The following is a 19,415-nucleotide window of genomic DNA, read 5'->3' as shown; positions in this document are numbered from 1 at the left end:
GCTTTACCCGGCTTTCATGAGGCCTTGGGCACCTGTGATACAGGCGCCCGTCACCCGTCAGAACCGGACATCGAGCTTGAACGCGACCGTATGATCCTGACTGTCGCCATCCGTGCCGAAAGCCGTACGGTAATCGAGGCCAAGGGTCCATAATTCGCCGATCTGGGCATCGAACCCAATGCCGATGGCCAGCTGATCGCGCGAGAATCCGTCGGCATCGATGATATAGGGCAATGTGCCAAGATCGGCATAACCCAGTCGGGCCTGGCTCGAATTCTCGAACTCATGGGTATATTCGAACCTGGCACGTGAAGTCAGCTGGCCCCAGCCGGTAGGTCTGGACTGCTCGAAGCGCAGGCCAAGCGTACCGGAAAGCGTTTTGACGATCTGCTTGTCATAGGTCAGGTTATAGACCCCGTCTCCCTTCTCGGTGAACATGTCCAGCGTCGAGCGTGAACCCGACAGCCGCCCGTAAGGCGAGATCAGCACCCCGTCCCGACGATGCTCATAACCTGCCGTCAGGGCGGCGAAATACTGCTCGCCGCGTCGCGTTCCGGTCGCCATGTCGCCGGTCCAGGTCACATAACGCTTGCTGTCGAAATTCAGGGAGCTGTAGCCGGCAAGCCCGTCGATGAAAAAGCCCGGCTTGGGGCGATAGCTGCCATAGGCGGCCAGCGAAAAAGCCTCGGCGCGGCTTTCGGTGCCATTCGAGCCGATATCGGTGACATCGCGCCCATAGCCCAGACCAAGGCCGGCCGTGAATTTCGGCGTGAAACGATAATCCGCGCCGGCGCTTACTCCGATCAGCGTGTGGTCAAGATCGATCGCGCCATCGTCGCTGGAGCCGAAATTGACATAGCCGCTGCTCCAGAAGGCAAGTTCGTCACGCTGGTTTCCGAAAGCCTCGGGGCCGCGCAGGGACAGCGCGTCGCTATCCCCACGTGAGCTTTGGGCGGTAAGGTTGAGCGCAAGAGAGTTCCGCCGCCGCGTGCCTTCATCGTGAAGCTGCTCAAGCCGCTGACTGAAATTCCTGATCTGGGCCTTTGCGAAACGCTTGGCGGTTTCCGTCTGCGCCCGGACCAGCCCGATGACCTCGGGGTCCAGCGAAGGATCGGGCCGGGCAACCACGGTGATCATGACATTCGCCGGTTCAGAGGCGCCCCCGGCATTGGAAAGCGTATAGCGCAAGCTGGTCGTACCGGCATATCCCCCCGAGGCCGAGAAATGCAGGATATGCCTGCCGCTCTGGCTGGCGATCCGCGCGGTCCCCGCGTCATGCGCCGGATTTGCCACGATCGCGGCCTTGGCGAACGGGCCGCCCATCGCGCCCAGGGTCAGATCGATCGTGCCATCGGTTCCCGCCATCACCGTCAACTCGTGATTCTGCGGCTGCGGCACGGCGATATCCTCGATGGTGATCATGTAATTGTGGCTGCCGGTAAATCCGAACCTGTCGGTAACGGTCATGGTGACGGAAAAGCCGCCGGGCTCGGATGGTGTGCCGGACAATGTGCCGTCTTCTGCAAGGGCAAGCCCCTCGGGCAAGCTGCCCTGTGTCACCGCAAACCCATAAGGCGCTGTACCGCCTTCCGCCGCAAGGGAAGCGGTATAGGCGGCGTTCACCCGGCCTGCCGGCAAACTGCCCGGAATCAGGACGAGATCCGGGGCCGCGATGGTGAGCCGGTATTCCCGTTCACCTGAAAATTCACCCGGATCCGTCGCCGATACGGTAAAGGCAAATTCGCCGGCCACGGTCGGAGTTCCTGACAGCGTGCCATCCCGGAAGATCAGCCCTTCGGGTAAATCCCCGTCCAGCGTGAAACTGTAGGGCGCGTCGCCGCCTTCTGCGGTGAAATCTACCGGTCCGAATGCCGCGCCCGCCGTGCCGTCCGGCAGGCTTTTCGGGGAAAGGGCGATTTCGGGCGCCTCGACAATCAGCGTGTATTCCCGCGTCCCGGCGAAGTCATTGTCATCCGTAGCCGTGACGGTAAAGGCGAATTCACCGGATTCGCCCGGCTGTCCGGACAGCGTTCCATCTGCCGCAAGCTCGATCCCGCCGGGCAAATCGCCGCCTGTCATCTCGTAGCGGTAGGAGCCCATGCCACCTTCGGCGGTGAAACTTTCCGAGTAATCCGCATAGACCGCTGCGTTCGGAAGACTGTCCGGGCCGATCGTGATTTCCGGCGCCCGGATCCGCAACGTGTATTCCTGTACGCCTGCAAACGCGCCCGCATCGGTTGCGGTGACGGTGAATGTGAATGCGCCGTCATTGGCCGGTACCCCTGAAAGCGTGTCGCCCTTGAAGCTCAGGCCTTCGGGAAGCTTGCCGGACAATGTGAAATCATAGGGCGCGTCACCGCCTTCCGCGGTGAATTTCACCCGCTCGTATTTCGTTCCGGCGATGCCATCCGGCAGGTTCTGTGGCGCAAGGGCGATGCTGGGGGCGGCAATGGCAAGCGTGTATTCCTGCGTCCCGGTAAAGCCTTTGCCATCCGTGACCGTAACGGTGAACGGGAAATCACCGCTTTCTGCAGGGGTGCCGGTAAGATTGCCCTCAACCGCCAATTCCAGCCCTTCGGGCAAGCTGCCGCCTGTCACCTTGTAGCTATAGGTACCATCGCCGCCTTTTGCCGAGAAATTCTCGGAGTAATCCGCATAGACCGCTCCTTCCGGCAGACTGTCGGGTGCCAGCACGATCCTGGGCGCGGTCACGGAAAGCGTGTAATTTCCGGTGGTGGTAAACCCGTTATCATCGGCGACGGATACGGTGATCGGGAAACTCCCCGCCTCGGTTGGCGTTCCCGACAGGGTTCCGTTCTCGAAGCTCATCTCCTGCGGCAAATCACCCTTGATGATCTCATAGCTGTAGGGCGCTTTGCCGCCTTGAGCCGAGAATGTCACCGAATAATCCGCATAAACCGCCGCCTCCGGCAGATTCCCGGGAAGCAGTGTAATTCCGGGGGCGCCGATGCGCAGCGTGTAGCTGCGCTGGCCCGTGAAATTATCCGCGTCGGTCGCCGTCACGGTCAATGCGAAATCCCCGTTCTCGGTTGGCGTACCGGTGAGGATGCCATCCCCGAAGCTCATCCCATCGGGAAGCTGCCCTTCAAGGGTAAAGCCGTAGGGCGCGCGGCCGCCGGTGGCGGCAAAGGACAGTTCGTCATAGGCCATGCCCGCGACACCATCCGGAAGACCGTCGGGGCCAAGGGTGATTTCGGGCGCGTCGGCAGACAGTGTGAAGTCGCGCTGCCCGGAAAATCCCCTTTCATCGGTTGCCGTCACGGTGAAGGTAAAGCTGCCATCCTCGCCGGGAATCCCGGAAAGCGCGCCGTCCGGTGCAAGCATCAGTCCGACAGGCAGGGTCGCGGCCGTAGCGGTGAATTCATAGGCGCCGTCGCCGCCCTTGGCGGTCAGGCGCACTGGCCCGTATTCCGTTCCGCCGGTTCCCTTCGGAAGGCTTTCCGGACCAAGGGTAATTACGGGCGGGGCGATGGCGAGACTGTAATCCCGCGTGCCGGTGAAGCCGTTGTTATCCGTTGCGGTGATGGTGATCGGGAATGCGCCATCCTCGGTCGGCGCGCCTGTCAGGGCTCCGTCCGGTGCAAGCGTCAGCCCGTCGGGCAGATCGCCGGCCGTCACCTTGAAGCTGTAAGGGCCGGTGCCGCCATCCGCCGTGAAATCCTGTGAATAATCCGCATAGACCACCCCGTCGGGGACGTTGTCCGGGTTCAGGGAAATCGGCGGTGCATCGACGGAAATCGTATAGTCGCGTTCGGCCGCGAAATCGTAAGCGTCGGTGGCCGTCACGGTGAAAGAGAAGCTGCCCGCCTCGACCGGTGTGCCGGATAAAGTGCCATCTTCGAATTTCAGCCCCTCTGGAAGCTCGCCGGTCAGGGCAAGGCTGTAAGGCTCCGTGCCGCCATCCGCGACGAAACTCACCGGACCGTAAGCCGTGCCCGCTTTGCCCCCGGGCAGATTGTCCGGACCAAGAGTGATCCCGGGTGCGTCGATGATCAGCCTGTAATCGCGCGTGCCGGTGAAATTGCTGGTGTCGGTCGCCATGACGGTGATGTCGAAACTGCCGGCTTCCCGGGGAATGCCGGACAACTGACCGCCCGGACCAAGAGCAAGCCCGTCAGGCAGCGCGCCTTCCGCGAGGGCGAAAATATAGGGTGCTGTACCGCCCCCGGCGGCGAGGGACAGCGGACCATAGTCGGAACCGGCCACGCCTTGCGGCAAACTGTCGGGATCGAGCGTGATCACCGGCGCTTCACGCGTCGCGGTAACCGTATAGACCCGCATTGCCGCCCCGTCCTCTGCCGTCACGACAATCTCGATGGGCGTATCGCCAACCATAAGCGGAATCGCTGATGATGCCGATCCCGACATGACGGACTGCCCCGCAACGGTGATTGCTGCCCCGGCATCCGCGGCGGTCGGCGTAAGGGTCAGCGAGGCGACGGCATAGGGAACCGAGACCGCGTAAGCGACGGTTTCCGATGTGAAACCCGGAGCGAGCGTGCCCGAGCTTACCGCAAGATCCGAAAGGCTGGCATCGGCCGAGGCGGGCTCTTCATAAGTGAATGCGCGGGTGGCTGTGGCGATGCCGCCCGGAGTGGTCGCTGCCACATCCACCGCGCCTGCTGATCCGGCCGGTGTGGTCGCGGTGATCTTCGTAGCGCTTTCGACCGTGAAATCGGTTGCTGCCGTGCCGCCAAAGGTGACGGCTGTTGCGCCCGTCAGACCAGTGCCGCTGATCGTTACAACCGTGCCGCCCGCTGCCGGGCCGGTATCCGGCGCAATACCGGTGATCGTCGGAGCGGCAGGGGCCACGATCATACGGTAGTTGTCCCAACTGTAATGCCCTGCGCCATTGCGGGTCTGGATACCGAAACTGAACTCTCCTGCTTCCTCTGGTGTTCCCGAGACAAGACCTGTCGCCGCATCGAGTTCCAAACCGGCTGGAAGCGCGCCTCTGGCAAACGACCACGACCAGTCGTTAAAGGGGCCATAGCTGTTTCCGATGGCGAATTGCAGGCTATAGAACTGGCCATGCGTGGCAATCAGGCGTTCCGTGTTAGGGGGCGACAGCTCGATCCACTGAACCGTGAACGATACCGCGCAATCCGTTGTCACCGGCCCGGTCCGCCAAAGATCGCCAGCGTCGCTGCTGCTGATATACTGAATCCCGCAGCCTGTCGGCGCCTCGGTATAGGTTCCCCCATTCGACGGTTTCAGCAGAAACTCGACGACGGAACCTGAAGGCACGGAATCGCCGGATGACAGCGAAACGCCACCTACCGTCGCAGTCGCCTCGGTTGACGTTCCTCCCGGCACCGACCACGAGACGACAGGCGCGTCGGCAACGGCATCGTCATTGGTGATCGTTCCGATTCCCTGAGCGTCGGCCACCGTCGCGCCGTTGATATTGGTCACATTGACGAAGAAATTCTCGTCCGGTTCGGGATCCGTATCGCCGGTTATCTGCACTGCGAAACTTCCGGCGACAGAGGCCGGACCGATGCTGCCAGAGTCGCTGGTCGCGATGTAATCCTCGCCGGCGATCGCGGTGCCGTCCGCCGTGGCGATATCATAGGTAACCGTTGTGAACTGCGGTACCGGCCGGTCAAGCGATATGGTGAAAAGTGCGACTGTAACGCCGGAATCGCCTTCGGTAATGGCAATATCGTCGATCGACAGCACAGGCATCACGGGCGCGGCATAGGTGAATGCCCCGGTCGCGACGGCAGTCCCGCCGGGCGTGGTCACCGTCACATCCACCGGCCCCACCGCGCCAGCCGGCGTGGTTGCGGTAATCTGCATGGCACTGTCGACCGTGAAGCTGGTCGCCGGCCAGGTGCCGAACGATACCGCCGTCGCGCCCGTCAGATCCGTGCCGGTGATGGTGACAATTGTTCCGCCAATGGCCGGCCCGCTATCCGGCGAAACACCGACGATCTCCGGGGCGGCAGGCTCGCCCGTGGAACCTTTATAGGCCACCCTCTCCCCGCCGAAGATGGCCCCGCCTCGCGGAGCGCTAATGGTCTCCAGCACATAAGTCCCGCCAAGCTGCACGAGATCCGAAATATCGCTTTCCGTTGTGATATAGGTTGCGGTGCAAATGGCCGTGCCATTCACCTCAAGTGGAAAATCCGGCGTGCATGTCGGGTCCGAGACGGGCAGGTTCGAACCGCTCAGCGTCATTCCATTGACGACAATATTCTCTCTCTCCAGCCGATACTGAAATGTGATCGTCTCGCCCGGTCCGGAAAACGTCGTCGGCGTGACGCCGGTCAGCATGACACCTGCGCCGGCCGGTAGAACCAGCAAGAACAGAACCAGCAGAAACCGAAGGGCCCCGCCCAGAAATCGTACCGGATATCCCATTGTCCATTCCCTCGTCATCGCCTGGCCGCTTCGGGTGGCGAATTCCGGGACTGGCCCCTGGTCGTGACCTCATCCCGGTGATTTTTCCATTTTTGACACTCGGGACGAATGAACAGCTCGATGCGGGAACAATTCCAAGCGCCGGATTGGCTTATCATCACGATAACGTTAACTAAACTGATGAGTCCAGAATCCAATTCTTTGGAATTCTTACGAAATCTGACGGTGACCGCAGGTTTTCCCGGGTGACGATTGTTCGAAAAAGCAGAGAGGAACCGCGTACCGGGATTAACGACAATTCTGCGCCGCATCTTCGGTGAAGGGTTCAAAATCCTTGATGGGCGACCTTCAGGTTATCTCGTTTGATTGCCGCGGCTTGTCGACGTTACGCTGCAATCAGGACCTGAGATGCGATTTCGCCATCATGTTATTGCCGATCGGCGGCGATATGATCGATCGCCGCGCGCCTTGGGCAGCAAACAGGATAACCAAAGGGGATTTCGATGACGACCGCGACGATTGAAGCGCCGATCCCGGCACTCGAGGAAGCCAAGAAAAACGCGCTCCTGCTTGGGCTGTTCCTGCCCCTGCAATCCGGTGCCTGGAGCCCGTCGCTGGCGCCGCGCGACACAGATCCCGGGTTTGAATACAATGCCCGCTGCACGGTCATGGCCGAGGAAATGGGCTTCGATCTGGTTTTCGGGCTGGCCCAGTGGATGGGCAAGGGCGGCTATGGCGGGAAAATGCGTTTTCGCGAGGATGCCAATGATCCGCTGTTGATTACGGCGGGACTCGCGGCCTTGACCAAGCGCATCATGCTGGTCTCGACGGTGCATATCCTTTACGGCTGGCATCCGCTGCATCTGGCCAAATTCGGCGCCACGATCGACCGGATGAGCAATGGGCGCTGGGGCCTGAACATGGTTACCGGCTACAAGAAATCCGAAGTCGAGATGTTCGGACTGGGTCTGGTCGAACATGACCAGCGCTATGTCATGGCCGAGGAATTCGTATCGCTGATGCGCAGGCTGTGGTCCGACCCGGAAGAGGTGACGTTCAACGGCAAGTTCTGGCAGGCCAAAAACGCCTTTGTGTCTCCAAAGCCGGTGAACGGTCGCTGCCTGCTGGTCAATGCCTCATCTTCAAAGGCCGGGCTGGATTACGCGGTTCGCAACTCTGACCTGATCTTCATCACCAGCCCGGCGGGCGCCGATCTGGACGCGGCAGCCGCAGTGCTTCCGGATCACAACCGCCGGATCAAGGATCTGGCGCAACAGGCCGGGCGCGATATCCGCACGGTCATCAATCCCCATGTCATCTGCCGTGAAACGGAAAAAGAGGCCCGGGCGCAATATGACCGCATCCTTGAACAGCAGGACAGCGTTGCCGCCGATAATTTCTACGCGACATTCATGGGCGGCGATCAGTCATCCTGGAAAGCGGCCAGCCGGGATCAATGGGTCATCGGCGGCAACGTTCATATTGTTGGCACGCCCGAACAGGTCGTGGCCGGTTTCCAGAAGCTGAAGGATGCGGGCTGCGACGGCGTGCAGGTGAATTTCTACGACTATATCAACGATCTGCAGTTTTTCGGCGACCGGGTCATTCCGCTGATGAAACAGGCCGGGCTGCGCATCTGACAATCTCTCGGCCATTCGCGCCACAATCTTATTCATGAAGGAGCATTGATCCTATGCAGGACGATGTAAGTCACCAACCCGGCCCGTTGGCGGGGCTTCGGGTGCTGGAGTTCGCCCAGATCGCCGCCGGACCGTTCACCGGCAGCCTGTTCGCGGATCTGGGTGCCGATGTGGTCAAGATCGAGCGGCCCGACGGGGGTGACGGCATGAGAAGCTGGCCGCCTCTGCATGAGGCTCCGGATGGCGTCTTCAGCGGCAATTTCACCTCGCTTAATCGCAACAAGCGGTCCGTCACCATCGATATCAAGAACGCCGGTGACGCCGCCAGATTTCGCCGGTTGATCGGGAAAGCGGATCTGCTGATCGAAAATTTTCGTCCCGGAGTTCTTGCCCGCAGCGGCTTCGGTTATGACGATTGCCGCGCCATCAATCCGCAACTGGTTTACTGCTCGATCACCGGCTATGGCCAGTTGGGTCCCTATGCGCAAAAGGGCGCTTTCGACGTCACGGTGCAGGCCATGAGCGGCCTGATGAGCGTCACCGGCGAGGCCGATGGGCCGCCGGTCAAATGCGGCGTGCCGGTCGGCGATTTCGCGGCGGGCCTCTATGCGGCCTTTGTCAGCCTTGCCGCCGTGAACCGGGCGAAGGCATCGGGGATTGGCGCGCATGTCGATTGTTCATTGCTGGGCGCGCTGCTGGGGATCTCGGCCTTGCAGACGAGTCAGTATTTCGGCACCGGCAAGGCCCCCGAACGATTGGGATCGCAACATCCGCGCAATGCGCCCTATCAGGGCTTCGAATCGGCGGACAGGCCCTTTACCGTCGCGGCGGGAAACGACAAGCTTTGGCGCGATACCTGCATCGTCATCGGCAAACCCGAACTTGCGGATGATCCGCGTTTCCGGACCCAGCCGTTACGCGCGCAAAATCAGGATGAGTTGGCCGCTATTCTGCAGCCGATCTTTCTGGAACAATCCGCCGGGCATTGGCTTCGGCAGTTCGACGCCAAGGGTATTCCCTGTGCGCCGATCAATGATTTCAGCGAAATCCTGAATGACGCCCATGTAAAGGACAAGGACTGGATCACCCGGACCACGATGCCCAACGGCGCGACGGTTGCCACTGTCGGCTTTCCGGTTGGCCTGACGGATTTCGATTTTTCGATCCGTCGCGCTCCGCCCGGCCTGGGGCAGCATGACGACGATGTTTTCCAGGAGTGGTTGTCATGACCACGGCCCGCGAGAGCCTTCTTGATATTCGCCATGATGAAAGGGCGATGATCCGGACCCTGACCATGCAGCGGCTGGAAAAGGCCAATGCGCTTGACGCTACAATGGTGCAGGCGCTGGATGCCGAACTGGCGGGCCTGACAGCCGCAACGGATCAAGGGGCGACGGTTATTCTTCGGTCGGCGCATCGGGCCTTTTCAGCAGGCTTCGATCTGTCAGGCGTCGAGGATCAGACCGAAGGCGACATCCTCCTGCGCTTTGTGCACATCGAGGGATTGCTGCAACGCCTGCGCAGGGGGCCTCTGGCCTCGATCGCGGTCATTGAAGGCGCGGCCTATGGTGCCGGGGCCGATCTGGCAATCGCCTGCACATGGCGCATCGGCACGCCGCGCGCGCGGTTCCGTTTTCCGGGATTCCGGTTCGGGGTGGCTCTTGGCACCCGGCATCTGGCGGCGATTGCCGGTCAGGACCGGGCGCGGCAGATCCTGCTTGAAAACCGCATGATTCCTGCGGAAGAGGCGCTGGAATGGGGCTTGCTGACCCATCTGGTCGAACCCGCAGAGATCGAAACCACCATCGCTACCCTGGCCGGGGCCCCGGCGGATCTGCCCGGTGCCGCCGCCGCCAGAATCATCGGGATGACCCGAACCGATACCGATGATGCCGATCTGGCTGATATGGTGCGGTCATTGGCCGAACCGGGGCTGAAGAACCGCATCGCAGCCTATCTTCGGGCAGGTGCGGCATGAACGCGGTCACCACGGCGATATCAGCCATCCGCGCGGGCCGGATGATCATCGTCACCGACGATGCCGACCGCGAGGCTGAAGGCGATCTGGTCATGGCTGCCAGCCATTGCACGGCCGGGAACATGGCATTCATCATCCGGAATTCCTGCGGGATTGTTTGTGCCCCCTTATCCTCGGAGCTGGCGGCCCGTCTTGATCTCGCGCCGATGGTCGCCCGGAACGACGCGCCATTGGGCACTGCATTCACGGTGACGGTGGATTGCGTTCATGGATTGACGACCGGCATCTCGGCCGGGCAGCGCAGCAATACAGTCCGCGCATTGGCGGATCCCGATATGGGCCCGCGGGATTTCGTGCGGCCGGGACATGTGTTCCCGCTGATCGCCCGGGATGGCGGGGTGCTTGTCCGCGCAGGCCATACCGAAGCCGCGGTGGATCTGTGTCAGCTGGCGGGGCTGCCGCCGGTCGGGGTCATCTGCGAATTGGCCAATGACGACGGCACGGTCATGAAGGGCGCGCAGATCCGTGCTTTCGCGGCGCGTGAAGCCCTTCCGGTCGTTTCGGTCGACGAACTGATCTGCTGGCGGCGCGAAAACGAGCTTCTGGTCACCCGGTCAGAGCCGTTTTCCTGCAACAGCATGATCGGGCCGGTTACCGGATATGCGTTTTCGACTCCGTTCGATCCGGTCCGTCAATTCGCCTTCGTGCATGGCGATATCTCTGGCGGGCAAGAGGTTCCGGTTCGGATACACAGATCCTCTGTCGTGACCGACGTGATCCTTGGCGACACCGGGCTTCACCAAAGCCTGCGCGAGATCCGGCAACTGGGCCGCGGAGTGCTGATCTATCTGCGCGATGAGACAGGCGGCATCCGGCTGGCGTCGCAGGATCGCCAGCTATCCGTATCAGAGTGCAGGCGCGAGCGCCATTGGTCCCAGACCGGGTTGGCGACACAGATCCTGACCAGCCTGGGGATCAGCAGCCCCCGGCTCCACGCGGATCACAAGCCCAGCCATAACGGATCGGGTAGGATTGGCGCGGGTTTCGCGCCCGTAGAAGGAAACTGCGGCGCTTAGCGTCACCACGCCAACAATCCGCCATTTCCAAAGGGGAAACCATGTCCGATCACACCTCCAACATCACCTCTGGCCTGTTTCGCGAGGTGCTTGGGCAATATCCAACCGGTGTCGTGGCGGTGACCGGCCTTGGCGGCGACGGCCAGCCTGCCGGGATGATCCTTGGCAGTTTCGGTTCGGTATCGCTGGAACCGCCGCTGGTTTCCTTCATGCCGGGCAAGACGTCGTCATCCTGGTCGCGGCTGGCGCCGTTGCAGCACTATTGCATCAACATTCTGGGCGCGGATCAGAAGGATATCTGCCGCATCCTGACCTCGAAAAGCCCCGACCGGTTCAAAAAGCTGCCCTGGGCATCCTCTGCCCGGGGCAATCCGATGATCGCCGACTCGCTGGCCTATATCGAGTGCCGGCGCGAAGCTGTCCTTGATGCCGGCGACCACCGGATCGTCCTGTGCCGGGTCGAAACGCTGTCGGCGGGCGCTCCGGGAACGCCGTTGCTGTTCTATCGCGGCGGCTATGGCACCTTCACGGATCACCCCCCGGCAACTCATGAAACCGGCCCGGTGGACATGGTCGATTAGCTTTTCCCGGGCGCGTTGCGCGGGCCGATCACCAGAAGTCCGAAAGCTGCAGCGGACAGCAGCAGGCCCGCGATGACCACCGGGAAATGCGACTGACTGATGTCGAACAGGAATGCGAGCGCAAAGGATCCCACGGCCTGACAGATCGCGAATGCGGCGGTTGCGGCCTTCCAGATTATTCCAGAGATCGCGGGGTTCAGTTCATGCGCATAGCCCAGAACCACGCCGGTTAACCCGATCCCGCCAAAGCCGCCCAGAAAACCAGCCGCCAGCGCGGCCTGTTTTCCCCATATCAACAGCAGTGCAATTCCCGCAATCTGCACCGCCAGCCACATAAGCGTCGCCCTGTAGCCGCCGAGCCGGTCAACAGCTTTCCCGCCAAGCAATGAGCCCAGAATTGCACCGACACCGAATAACAACCAGGCGGTCGAGGCAAGGCCGAAGGAGTAGCCCCGGCCGCGGATGAACAGATCGGACAGATAGACCATATGCGGCACCATTCCGGCACCTGCCAGCCCGTAAGCCACAACCATCAACCGGGCGTTGCGGGCCGTCACGGCCATTCCGGAACCGGCGCTTATGCTGACCGCGGGCCACAGATGGCAGGTCAGGCCCCAGATCGCCAGCGTGATCAGTGCCAGCCCAGCCCATGCGCCGACAATGCCAAAGCCCAGAAGCAAGGGCATGATCGCCGCTCCGAATATGATCCCGGTTCCAACTCCCGAAATCACGATGCCGCCCGCGATGCCTCGCCGGCCCGCCGAGACGCAGGATTGAACTACCGGACCGGCCAGAACCATCAGGACGCCCCCGGAAAATCCCGCAAGAAATCGTGCACCGCACAGCCATGCCAATCCCAGATTCACGGCAGAGGCAAGAAAGGAAAGGGCCATCAATCCCATGGCCGCATTGATCGTGAAGGGCACGCCGGCACGCGCCGCCACGCTACGGCCCATCATCACCCCTGACAGATAACCGGCCAGATTGAATGCCCCGACATAGCCGCCGCCGGCAGGTAAAAGCCAGCCGGCGGACACCATTTCGGGAAATAGCGGATTATAGGCGAAACGCCCAAGCCCCACCCCGACAAACGGCGCCGCCGCGCCTGCCAGAATAAGCGCGTATTCGGATCGGGTCTTGCGCATTCGCCCTCCTGTCGACCGGCCATCGTGAAACCGTTCTGTTTCGGTGGTAACTGTCCGGACCGGCATAAGGCAAACCACATCTGTTGATCTTCTCATATCAGAATTCCCGAACCCGGGACTTTCGGCTGATGGTTCAAATCCCTTGATCCGAACGCTCCAATTTAACTCGCTTGAGCGACGGCATGAATTCAGCAATGTTTTTCAGGCAAGCCGGATTGCGCAGACTGGCGGGGAAATCAAACATTGCATCAGTGATTTCCGCAATAGCCTTTACCAGCGCGATATAGGGAGCGAGCCGGGCACGGGGGGTGTCCGGCGGCCTTGCTGTTACCTGAGAAGTAACAAAATCGCGGAGCATGCCGCGCGAAGGGAGGAAGCCTGCAAATGTTTGGAATGATATTTAAACTATCGGTCCGGGCCGTCGAAAGATGGATGCCCGACCCTTTGCTGTTTGCCTTCATCCTGACAATTCTATCGGCCATCGCCGCAATCGTGCTGATGGGGACGGGGCCGGTCGAACTGGTCAATTACTGGGGCGATTCAGTCTGGGAATTGCTGGCCTTTTCGATGCAGATGGTGCTGATCGTCGTCAGCGGCTTCGTGCTGTCGACGACCCCGCTGTTCAGCCGGATGCTGACACAATTCGCCTCGCTGGCAACGTCGCCGGTCAAGGCCATCCTGCTGGTGAGTCTGGGCGCCCTGACCGCAAGCTGGCTGAACTGGGGATTGGGATTGATCGTCGGCGCCATTCTGGCGCGCCGGATCGCCGCGCGCGTGCCGCAGGTCGATTACCGCCTGCTGGTGGCAAGCGCCTATTCCGGCTGGATCGTGTTTCACGGCGGGCTTTCGGGATCAATTCCCTTGCTGATCGCAACGCCCGATCATTTTCTGGTCGACACGATCGGGGTCATTCCGGCATCCGAAACCATCTTCACCGCCTTCAACCTGTTCATCGTCATTTCGCTGTTTATTGCCGTTCCCGCAATAAACCTGCTGATGCTGCGCGGGATCGACAAACCCGTCTGCGTCGACCCCGAAAAGCTGAAGGCGGAGGACAGCTTTCCGGTCGATCCCGGCAACGAAACCCTTGCCGACAAGTTGGAAAACAGCTGGCTTGTGTCCCTGCTGATCGGCGGGGCTGCCATGTTTTACGTGATCTATTGTCTTGTGACCGGGAAAAGCGGGCTGAATATCAACACCATCAATCTGTTATTCCTGGCTCTGGGCATTATCCTGCATGGCACGCCAAGGCGCTTTATCGCGGCACTGAACGAAGGCATCAAGCATGTCGGGGCCATCGTTATCCAGTTTCCGTTCTATGCCGGGATCATGGGAATCATGTCGATGTCCGGCCTGTCATCCGCATTGAGCGACTTTTTCATCCAGGTATCGAATGCCGATACTCTGCCGATCTGGTCATTCCTGTCCGCCGGCGTCCTGAACCTGTTCATTCCGTCGGGTGGCGGGCAATGGGCTGTGCAGGGTCCGATCATGATGGAGGCCGCCCTGCAGTTGAATGCCGATCTTCCACGGGTCGCCATGGCTGTGGCATGGGGCGACGCATGGACGAACCTGATCCAGCCTTTCTGGGCGGTGCCCATCCTTGCCATTGCAGGGCTGAAGGCACGCGATATTATGGGATTCTGCATGATGCAGACCTTTGCGTCGGGCGTGTTGGTCATCAGCGGTCTTTGGTTGTTCTGAAAGCTCTCTTGAAAACCTGGCCGGGCGGTTCGTCATGACTGGTCCGGTCATTCTTGCCTGGCAGGATGTGACGTGAATCTCAGACGACTTGAAACCTTTTACTGGGCCGTGAAACTGGGCAGTTTCAAATCCGCGGCGGAAAAGATCAACTCGACCCAATCCACCGTTTCGATGCGAATTCAGGAACTCGAACGGGAACTGGGCGTGGTTTTGTTCGACCGCGCCAAAGGGGCTGCCCGGCCAACCGATCTTGGCCGCGAACTGCTTCCCTATGTCGAAAAGGTTTTGCGCAGCACCGCAGAGATGCGCGATCGCATTTCGGCAACGGGAAGCATCTCGGGGCTGGTGCGTATCGGCGTGGCCGAGGTCGTATCGATGACCTGGCTGCCGCTTTTCGTCAGCGAGATGCGGCACAGGTTCCCCAAGGTGCAGATCGAGATCGAAGAGGCCCTGACCCGCGAGTTGGAAACCAGGCTGGATGCCGGCAGTCTCGATGTCGTGCTTGCCCCCGGCGGGGACCGGAACAGCCGGCATGTGACCCGCCCGCTTGGGTCGGTGGAATTCGCATGGATGGCCAGCCCGTCCCTGTGTAACCCCGGGCACCCGCTGGCGCCCGCCGATCTGGTCGAGCTTCCGGTTATCACGCTTTCCGAAGAAAGTTTTCATGCCGTTACCATTGCCGAATGGTTCGGTTCGGTCGGCAGCCCGGATTATGTCGGCATCTGCAAAAGCATGGGGGTTGCGGGATCACTTGCGATGATGGGGCTGGGCATTACGCTGCTGCCGGTGCAATGTTTCACCGACGCTCTGGCCGAGGGGAAGCTGATCCGGGTGCAGACCACGCCGGCATTCCCGATTATCCCGTTTCGGGCGCTGGCCAGTCGCACGAATGTCAGTAGGCTGCCGGAAACCGTTGCCAATATCGCGGCAGAACTCAGCACATTCACCGACGCCCCGGACATGCCCCCGCATTCCGGCGCTGCCTAACCGCAATCTCGATACCGGTTAATGCTGCGGATGCGTGGATCCAAAGGATAAGCGGCGATGAAATCCGTCATTCGGCAGATCGCGCTCCAGCTTTACGCCATCGGAGTGTCGTTCGAAAGAAATCCCGTATCACCAGATGCGAATGTCAGGCCGAAGGCGATACGGGAGCAGGTCAGGACGTTTGGTTTCGGGCAGCGAACCTCCGTTCGAGATGGCCCATGATCGACAGAGCCCGGGCCATCGGCGCAATTTCATCGAAGACCGGCAACCCGATCAGCCGGGCCTTTTCCCGGTATTGCCGCCGTTTCTCGTCAAGCTCCGCCGAGCCGTCGGTGCGCAGCGCCAGCACGAAATGCGCAATATCAGGATATTCATGTATCGCGTTTTCGATTACCGTGAAAAGGTTACCTATCGGGTCAACGCTGCCCCGGCCAACAAAAGCTGCAAGATTCAGGTGCAAGGCGATTGCGTCGGGCCGGGCCCTTTCAAGCACATGCCCAAGGATATCGCCAGCGATCCAGCCGTCCTTTTCCTGAAGGGTACGGACGGGAGTGTCGATTGGATTGACGACACTCGTCCCCGGCGGCAAATCCATCTGGGCAAGCGGCGCCATCGCCTCTGCGGAAAAGGGCGAGACGTTCAGCCCATATTGCGCGAACGCGTCGGTGCCCAGCACGCTTGATCCGCCGCCATTGCCGAACAGAACAACTTCCTGCGTGGGTCTGCCCGGCCGAAGTTCCAGCGACTGCAACGCCAGAAGCGCGTCGATGAATTCGTCGATCGTCGTTACCAGCGCCACAGGAAGCTGGGCGGCAAGCGCATCCCATGCACTGTCGTCACCGGCGAGCGCCCCGGTATGCGAGGCTGCCGCCGCCCGGCCATGCGCGCTGCGTCCGCCTTTCAGAATGATCACCGGTTTCGGCGCCGGATAGCGGCTTAGCAGATCAAAGAATTCTCGGCCCTCGCGGATATCCTCGATATAGAGACCGACAGCCCTGGTCTGTGGATCGGCGAAGTAGAATTCCACAAGTTCATGCGGCGTCACATCCGCGCTGTTGCCAATAGTGACGAGTCCCGAGAAGCGCAGGCCACGCCACTGTCCGCGTTTGATGATATCGGTCGAGAGCCCGCCGGATTGCGAGACGATACCGATCCGCCCGGTTTCGGTCGGGGCTCCGACCGGAAAGGTCAGCCCGCCGCGTGGCGAATAGGTGCCCAGGCAATTGGGACCAATCACCCGCACCCCGGCGATGCGCGCCCTGGCAACCAGATCGGCCTGCAATTCGCGCCCCTCTGCAACCTCGCCAAAGCCCGAAGAGATGACTTGAGCGATTTTCAACCGGCCCTTCGCCTCGGCAATGACGTCGGGAATATGTCGGGCGCCGATCGCGATATAGGCATAGTCTACAGGCGCAGGAGCAGCAGAGATGGAAGGATAGGCGGGCAGCCCCTCGATCTCGGAAGCCTGCGGATGGATCGGGAAGATCCGACCGGTATAGCCGAAATCCTTAAGCCGGCGGATGAAAGTGTTGGCAATCGCGACGTCTTTGGTGGATGCGCCAAGCACCGCAACGGTTTCGGGAGAGAAAAGCGGTGCGAATTCGACAAGTGGAACCTTCGCGTCAGCAGGGGCAGGCGCCTCGGGCTGCCCGGTTTCGGTCGTCAGGATAAAACGCGCATCCGCCGCCATCATGCCGCGTTCGGACAGGATCACCGGGTTCAGATCGACCTCGGCAATCTCGTCGGCGAAACCGAGAAGCAGCCCTTCAGGACCGCCAAGGGCAAGCATTGCGTCGATCAGCGGCTCTTCGTTTACCGCCGCCTCGCCGCGGACACCGGCAAGAAGGGCATACCCCTTCAGTTCTGCCAGCATTTCGGCCGCCATGCGACGATCGATCGGGCAGATGCGGAAGGACACGTCCTTCAACACCTCGACAAAGATCCCCCCGAGACCAACCATCAGCATTGGTCCGAATTCGGGATCGCGGAAACCGCCGATGACGATCTCGCGGCCTGTCGGGATCATTTCCTCGACCAGCCAGCCCTCGACCCGGGCAGTTGCGATTTTCGGACGGCGGGACATCTCGCGAATTGCATCCGCAACATCGGCAGGACCCGCAAGGTTCAGGATCACCCCACCCGCATCCGACTTGTGCATGATTTCGGGAGAAATGACCTTGACCACGAAAGGACCGGTCATCTTTGCAGCATGCCCGGCGCCTTCCTCGGGCGTAATCACCACCGCCGAGCGAGGCGCATGAATCCCGACGCGGGCAAGAAGCGCCTTGCCCGCAGCCTCGTCAAGCGCAGTCCGCCCGCTGGCACGAGCCTGTGCGATGATGTCGCGTATGGTCTTAAATTCGGCGTTCATGAGAATCCCCTCAATAACTCGTGGGCCAGCTGCGCATCAGATGCTGGCCGATGCCGCCGGTCCGCCGCTGACGCTGGATGTCAAACATGCGGATCAGATAGGCACGGGTTTCCTGGGGCTTGATTACGTCCTGGGTCGAGAAAATCTCCGCCATATCCCAGACCTCAAGGTCTTTCCGGATCTCGGCCAGAGCGTCATCGAAACCCTCTTGTCCGGGTGAGAGGTTGTGAACGATGTTGGTGGCGAAGACGGGATCCATGAATGAAATCTCGGCCATCGGCCAGGCGATCATCGCGTCGTTATGCGCGCCGCCACCCATTGCCACATAGGCGCGACCATAGGCTTTGCGGCAAATCACCGTCACTTGCGGCACGGTGGTCAGACAGGTGGCATTCATGAAATTCATGATATGGCCCGGCGCGCCACGCTTTTCGGCATCGGTTCCGACGACAAAACCCGGCGTGTCCATGAACCGCACGATCGGGATGTTAAAGCTGTCGCAAAGGACGGTGAAATCGATGATCTTGCGGCAGGCTTCAGCCGACAGCGCACCCCCGCCGACCTGCGGGTTATTAGCGATCACGCCCACCACCTTGCCGTCAAGCCGCGCCAGCGCCACCACTGCGGATTTGCCGAAGCGAGCCTTGAATTCGAACAAGCTGCCTGTGTCGAATATTACCTCGAGGATCTTCTTCATGTTATAGACTTGCGCGCGCCGCTCGGGGAGGACAGCGAGAATCCGATCCTGATCCTCGCCCGAACCATCGCTGACGGCAGCTTCGGGCGGGGTCTCGCCATTATGCGACGGCATATAGGACAGGAATTGCCGGATCGCGGCCATCGCCTCTTCGTCGGTATCGACAAACTGGTCGATGAGGCCGGTCATTTCGGCATGGATACGCCAGCCGCCCAGTTCCTCGAGATCGACCTTTTCACCGATCGCCATCGAGACGAGCCGCGGGCTTGAGACCGACATGATCGAGCCTTTGCGCATGACCGAAAAATCCGAACAGCAGCACAGCCATGCCGATGAACCAAAGGATGTGTCCAGCGCCGCCGCCGCCCAGGGCGTGTCGCGCATCCGACGAAACTGGGTGATGTCGTTGCCCAGCAGCATACCCATGCCCTTCGAGCCCATGGCATCCGGCAGCCGCGCGCCCGTCGATTCGCCGATATGGACAAAAGGCATCCCGCGCTCGGTGCAGGTGCGCCGTATATAGCCCATCTTTTTCGAATTGGTGCTGCCGGTCGAGGCGCCCTTGACCGTGAAGTCGTTTACCACCACGCCTGCGTCGCGCCCGGCGATCCGACCGAAACCGGTGATCTTGCCGTCGCGAGGCGTGCGTGCGGCCTCATCTGCGGAATAATTCGAACGGCCAAGCAGACCGGTCTCGAAGAAACTGTCCTCATCCACCAAAGCAGCAAGCCGTTCGGCAGCATTGAGCTGGCCCTTTTCGCGACGCTGAGTCAGTTTCCTTTCGCCGCCCATGGCGGAAGCGGCCTCGCGCCTTTGGTCAAGATCGGTCATCAGGGTTTCATGCGGCAT

Annotated in this window: 13 protein-coding genes; 8 read left to right on the top strand and 5 right to left on the bottom strand. The window is 61.0% G+C overall.

The features are described from left to right. Positions 1-57: 57 nt before the first annotated feature. On the bottom strand, positions 58-6,387 hold the full coding sequence (locus D3P04_RS12460) for a putative Ig domain-containing protein (RefSeq protein WP_182912832.1): 6,330 nt from the start codon (positions 6,385-6,387) through the stop codon (positions 58-60). A gap of 337 nt (positions 6,388-6,724) precedes the next feature. Here D3P04_RS12460 and D3P04_RS12455 point away from each other — a divergent pair, with 337 nt between their 5' ends. From D3P04_RS12455 to D3P04_RS12430, 6 genes are read left to right on the top strand one after another with little or no spacing between them, the layout of a single operon-like run. After that, positions 6,725-6,910 carry a hypothetical protein gene (locus D3P04_RS12455; RefSeq protein WP_119749357.1) on the top strand — a complete coding sequence of 62 codons (186 nt, stop codon included), beginning with the start codon at positions 6,725-6,727 and terminating at the stop codon, positions 6,908-6,910. Beyond that, positions 6,891-8,027 carry an LLM class flavin-dependent oxidoreductase gene (locus D3P04_RS12450; RefSeq protein ID WP_119749355.1) on the top strand — a complete coding sequence of 379 codons (1,137 nt, stop codon included), beginning with the start codon at positions 6,891-6,893 and terminating at the stop codon, positions 8,025-8,027. Before D3P04_RS12455 ends, D3P04_RS12450 begins: the two co-directional genes overlap by 20 nt. Positions 8,028-8,080: 53 nt before the next feature. Next, positions 8,081-9,256, top strand: coding sequence for a CaiB/BaiF CoA transferase family protein (locus D3P04_RS12445; RefSeq protein ID WP_119749353.1), 1,176 nt, complete (start codon positions 8,081-8,083; stop codon positions 9,254-9,256). After that, the gene (locus tag D3P04_RS12440) at positions 9,253-10,005 is read left to right on the top strand and encodes an enoyl-CoA hydratase/isomerase family protein (protein WP_220475319.1); all 753 of its coding nucleotides are present in this window, start codon (positions 9,253-9,255) and stop codon (positions 10,003-10,005) included. The genes D3P04_RS12445 and D3P04_RS12440 overlap by 4 nt, the downstream gene beginning before the upstream one ends. Beyond that, a complete protein-coding gene (ribB, locus tag D3P04_RS12435; RefSeq protein ID WP_119749351.1) occupies positions 10,002-11,081 on the top strand; it encodes a 3,4-dihydroxy-2-butanone-4-phosphate synthase in 1,080 nt (359 codons plus the stop codon). The genes D3P04_RS12440 and ribB overlap by 4 nt, the downstream gene beginning before the upstream one ends. Before the next feature lie 41 nt (positions 11,082-11,122). Further along, a complete protein-coding gene (locus tag D3P04_RS12430) occupies positions 11,123-11,662 on the top strand; it encodes a flavin reductase family protein (RefSeq protein WP_119749349.1) in 540 nt (179 codons plus the stop codon). Here the strand turns inward: D3P04_RS12430 and D3P04_RS12425 are convergent. Beyond that, positions 11,659-12,807: a YbfB/YjiJ family MFS transporter gene (locus D3P04_RS12425; protein ID WP_182912831.1), complete on the bottom strand. Its 1,149-nt coding sequence runs from the start codon at positions 12,805-12,807 to the stop codon at positions 11,659-11,661. The genes D3P04_RS12430 and D3P04_RS12425 overlap by 4 nt on opposite strands. Positions 12,808-12,940: 133 nt before the next feature. Then, positions 12,941-13,165 carry a hypothetical protein gene (locus tag D3P04_RS23115; RefSeq protein ID WP_147391928.1) on the bottom strand — a complete coding sequence of 75 codons (225 nt, stop codon included), beginning with the start codon at positions 13,163-13,165 and terminating at the stop codon, positions 12,941-12,943. 26 nt (positions 13,166-13,191) lie between these two features. Between D3P04_RS23115 and D3P04_RS12420 the strand changes: the two genes are divergently transcribed. Both D3P04_RS12420 and D3P04_RS12415 read left to right on the top strand, forming a co-directional pair. Continuing rightward, the gene (locus D3P04_RS12420; RefSeq protein ID WP_119749345.1) at positions 13,192-14,511 is read left to right on the top strand and encodes a short-chain fatty acid transporter; all 1,320 of its coding nucleotides are present in this window, start codon (positions 13,192-13,194) and stop codon (positions 14,509-14,511) included. Between the two features lie 72 nt (positions 14,512-14,583). Beyond that, on the top strand, positions 14,584-15,498 hold the full coding sequence (locus tag D3P04_RS12415; protein ID WP_119749344.1) for a LysR family transcriptional regulator: 915 nt from the start codon (positions 14,584-14,586) through the stop codon (positions 15,496-15,498). 172 nt (positions 15,499-15,670) lie between these two features. On the opposite strand, the gene D3P04_RS12410 is transcribed toward D3P04_RS12415, so the two are convergent. Both D3P04_RS12410 and D3P04_RS12405 read right to left on the bottom strand, forming a co-directional pair. Beyond that, entirely contained in the window at positions 15,671-17,869 is a 2,199-nt protein-coding gene (locus D3P04_RS12410; protein WP_119749342.1) for an acetate--CoA ligase family protein, read from the bottom strand. Positions 17,870-17,879: 10 nt separating this feature from the next. Continuing rightward, positions 17,880-19,415: an acyl-CoA carboxylase subunit beta gene (locus D3P04_RS12405; RefSeq protein ID WP_119749340.1), complete on the bottom strand. Its 1,536-nt coding sequence runs from the start codon at positions 19,413-19,415 to the stop codon at positions 17,880-17,882.

Origin of the sequence: Paracoccus onubensis (genome assembly GCF_003591515.1) — a bacterium.
In the GTDB taxonomy this organism is placed as follows: Bacteria; Pseudomonadota; Alphaproteobacteria; order Rhodobacterales; family Rhodobacteraceae; genus Paracoccus; species Paracoccus onubensis.
This window is presented reverse-complemented; position numbering and strand designations above follow the sequence as displayed.

Coding starts and splice junctions, on each gene's coding strand:
- D3P04_RS12460 (WP_182912832.1), bottom strand. CDS start 6,387: ATGGGATATCCGGTACGATTTCTGGGCGGGGCCCTTCGGTTTCTGCTG.
- D3P04_RS12455 (WP_119749357.1), top strand. CDS start 6,725: ATGGGCGACCTTCAGGTTATCTCGTTTGATTGCCGCGGCTTGTCGACG.
- D3P04_RS12450 (WP_119749355.1), top strand. CDS start 6,891: ATGACGACCGCGACGATTGAAGCGCCGATCCCGGCACTCGAGGAAGCC.
- D3P04_RS12445 (WP_119749353.1), top strand. CDS start 8,081: ATGCAGGACGATGTAAGTCACCAACCCGGCCCGTTGGCGGGGCTTCGG.
- D3P04_RS12440 (WP_220475319.1), top strand. CDS start 9,253: ATGACCACGGCCCGCGAGAGCCTTCTTGATATTCGCCATGATGAAAGG.
- ribB (WP_119749351.1), top strand. CDS start 10,002: ATGAACGCGGTCACCACGGCGATATCAGCCATCCGCGCGGGCCGGATG.
- D3P04_RS12430 (WP_119749349.1), top strand. CDS start 11,123: ATGTCCGATCACACCTCCAACATCACCTCTGGCCTGTTTCGCGAGGTG.
- D3P04_RS12425 (WP_182912831.1), bottom strand. CDS start 12,807: ATGCGCAAGACCCGATCCGAATACGCGCTTATTCTGGCAGGCGCGGCG.
- D3P04_RS23115 (WP_147391928.1), bottom strand. CDS start 13,165: ATGCTCCGCGATTTTGTTACTTCTCAGGTAACAGCAAGGCCGCCGGAC.
- D3P04_RS12420 (WP_119749345.1), top strand. CDS start 13,192: ATGTTTGGAATGATATTTAAACTATCGGTCCGGGCCGTCGAAAGATGG.
- D3P04_RS12410 (WP_119749342.1), bottom strand. CDS start 17,869: ATGAACGCCGAATTTAAGACCATACGCGACATCATCGCACAGGCTCGT.
- D3P04_RS12405 (WP_119749340.1), bottom strand. CDS start 19,415: ATGCCGCATGAAACCCTGATGACCGATCTTGACCAAAGGCGCGAGGCC.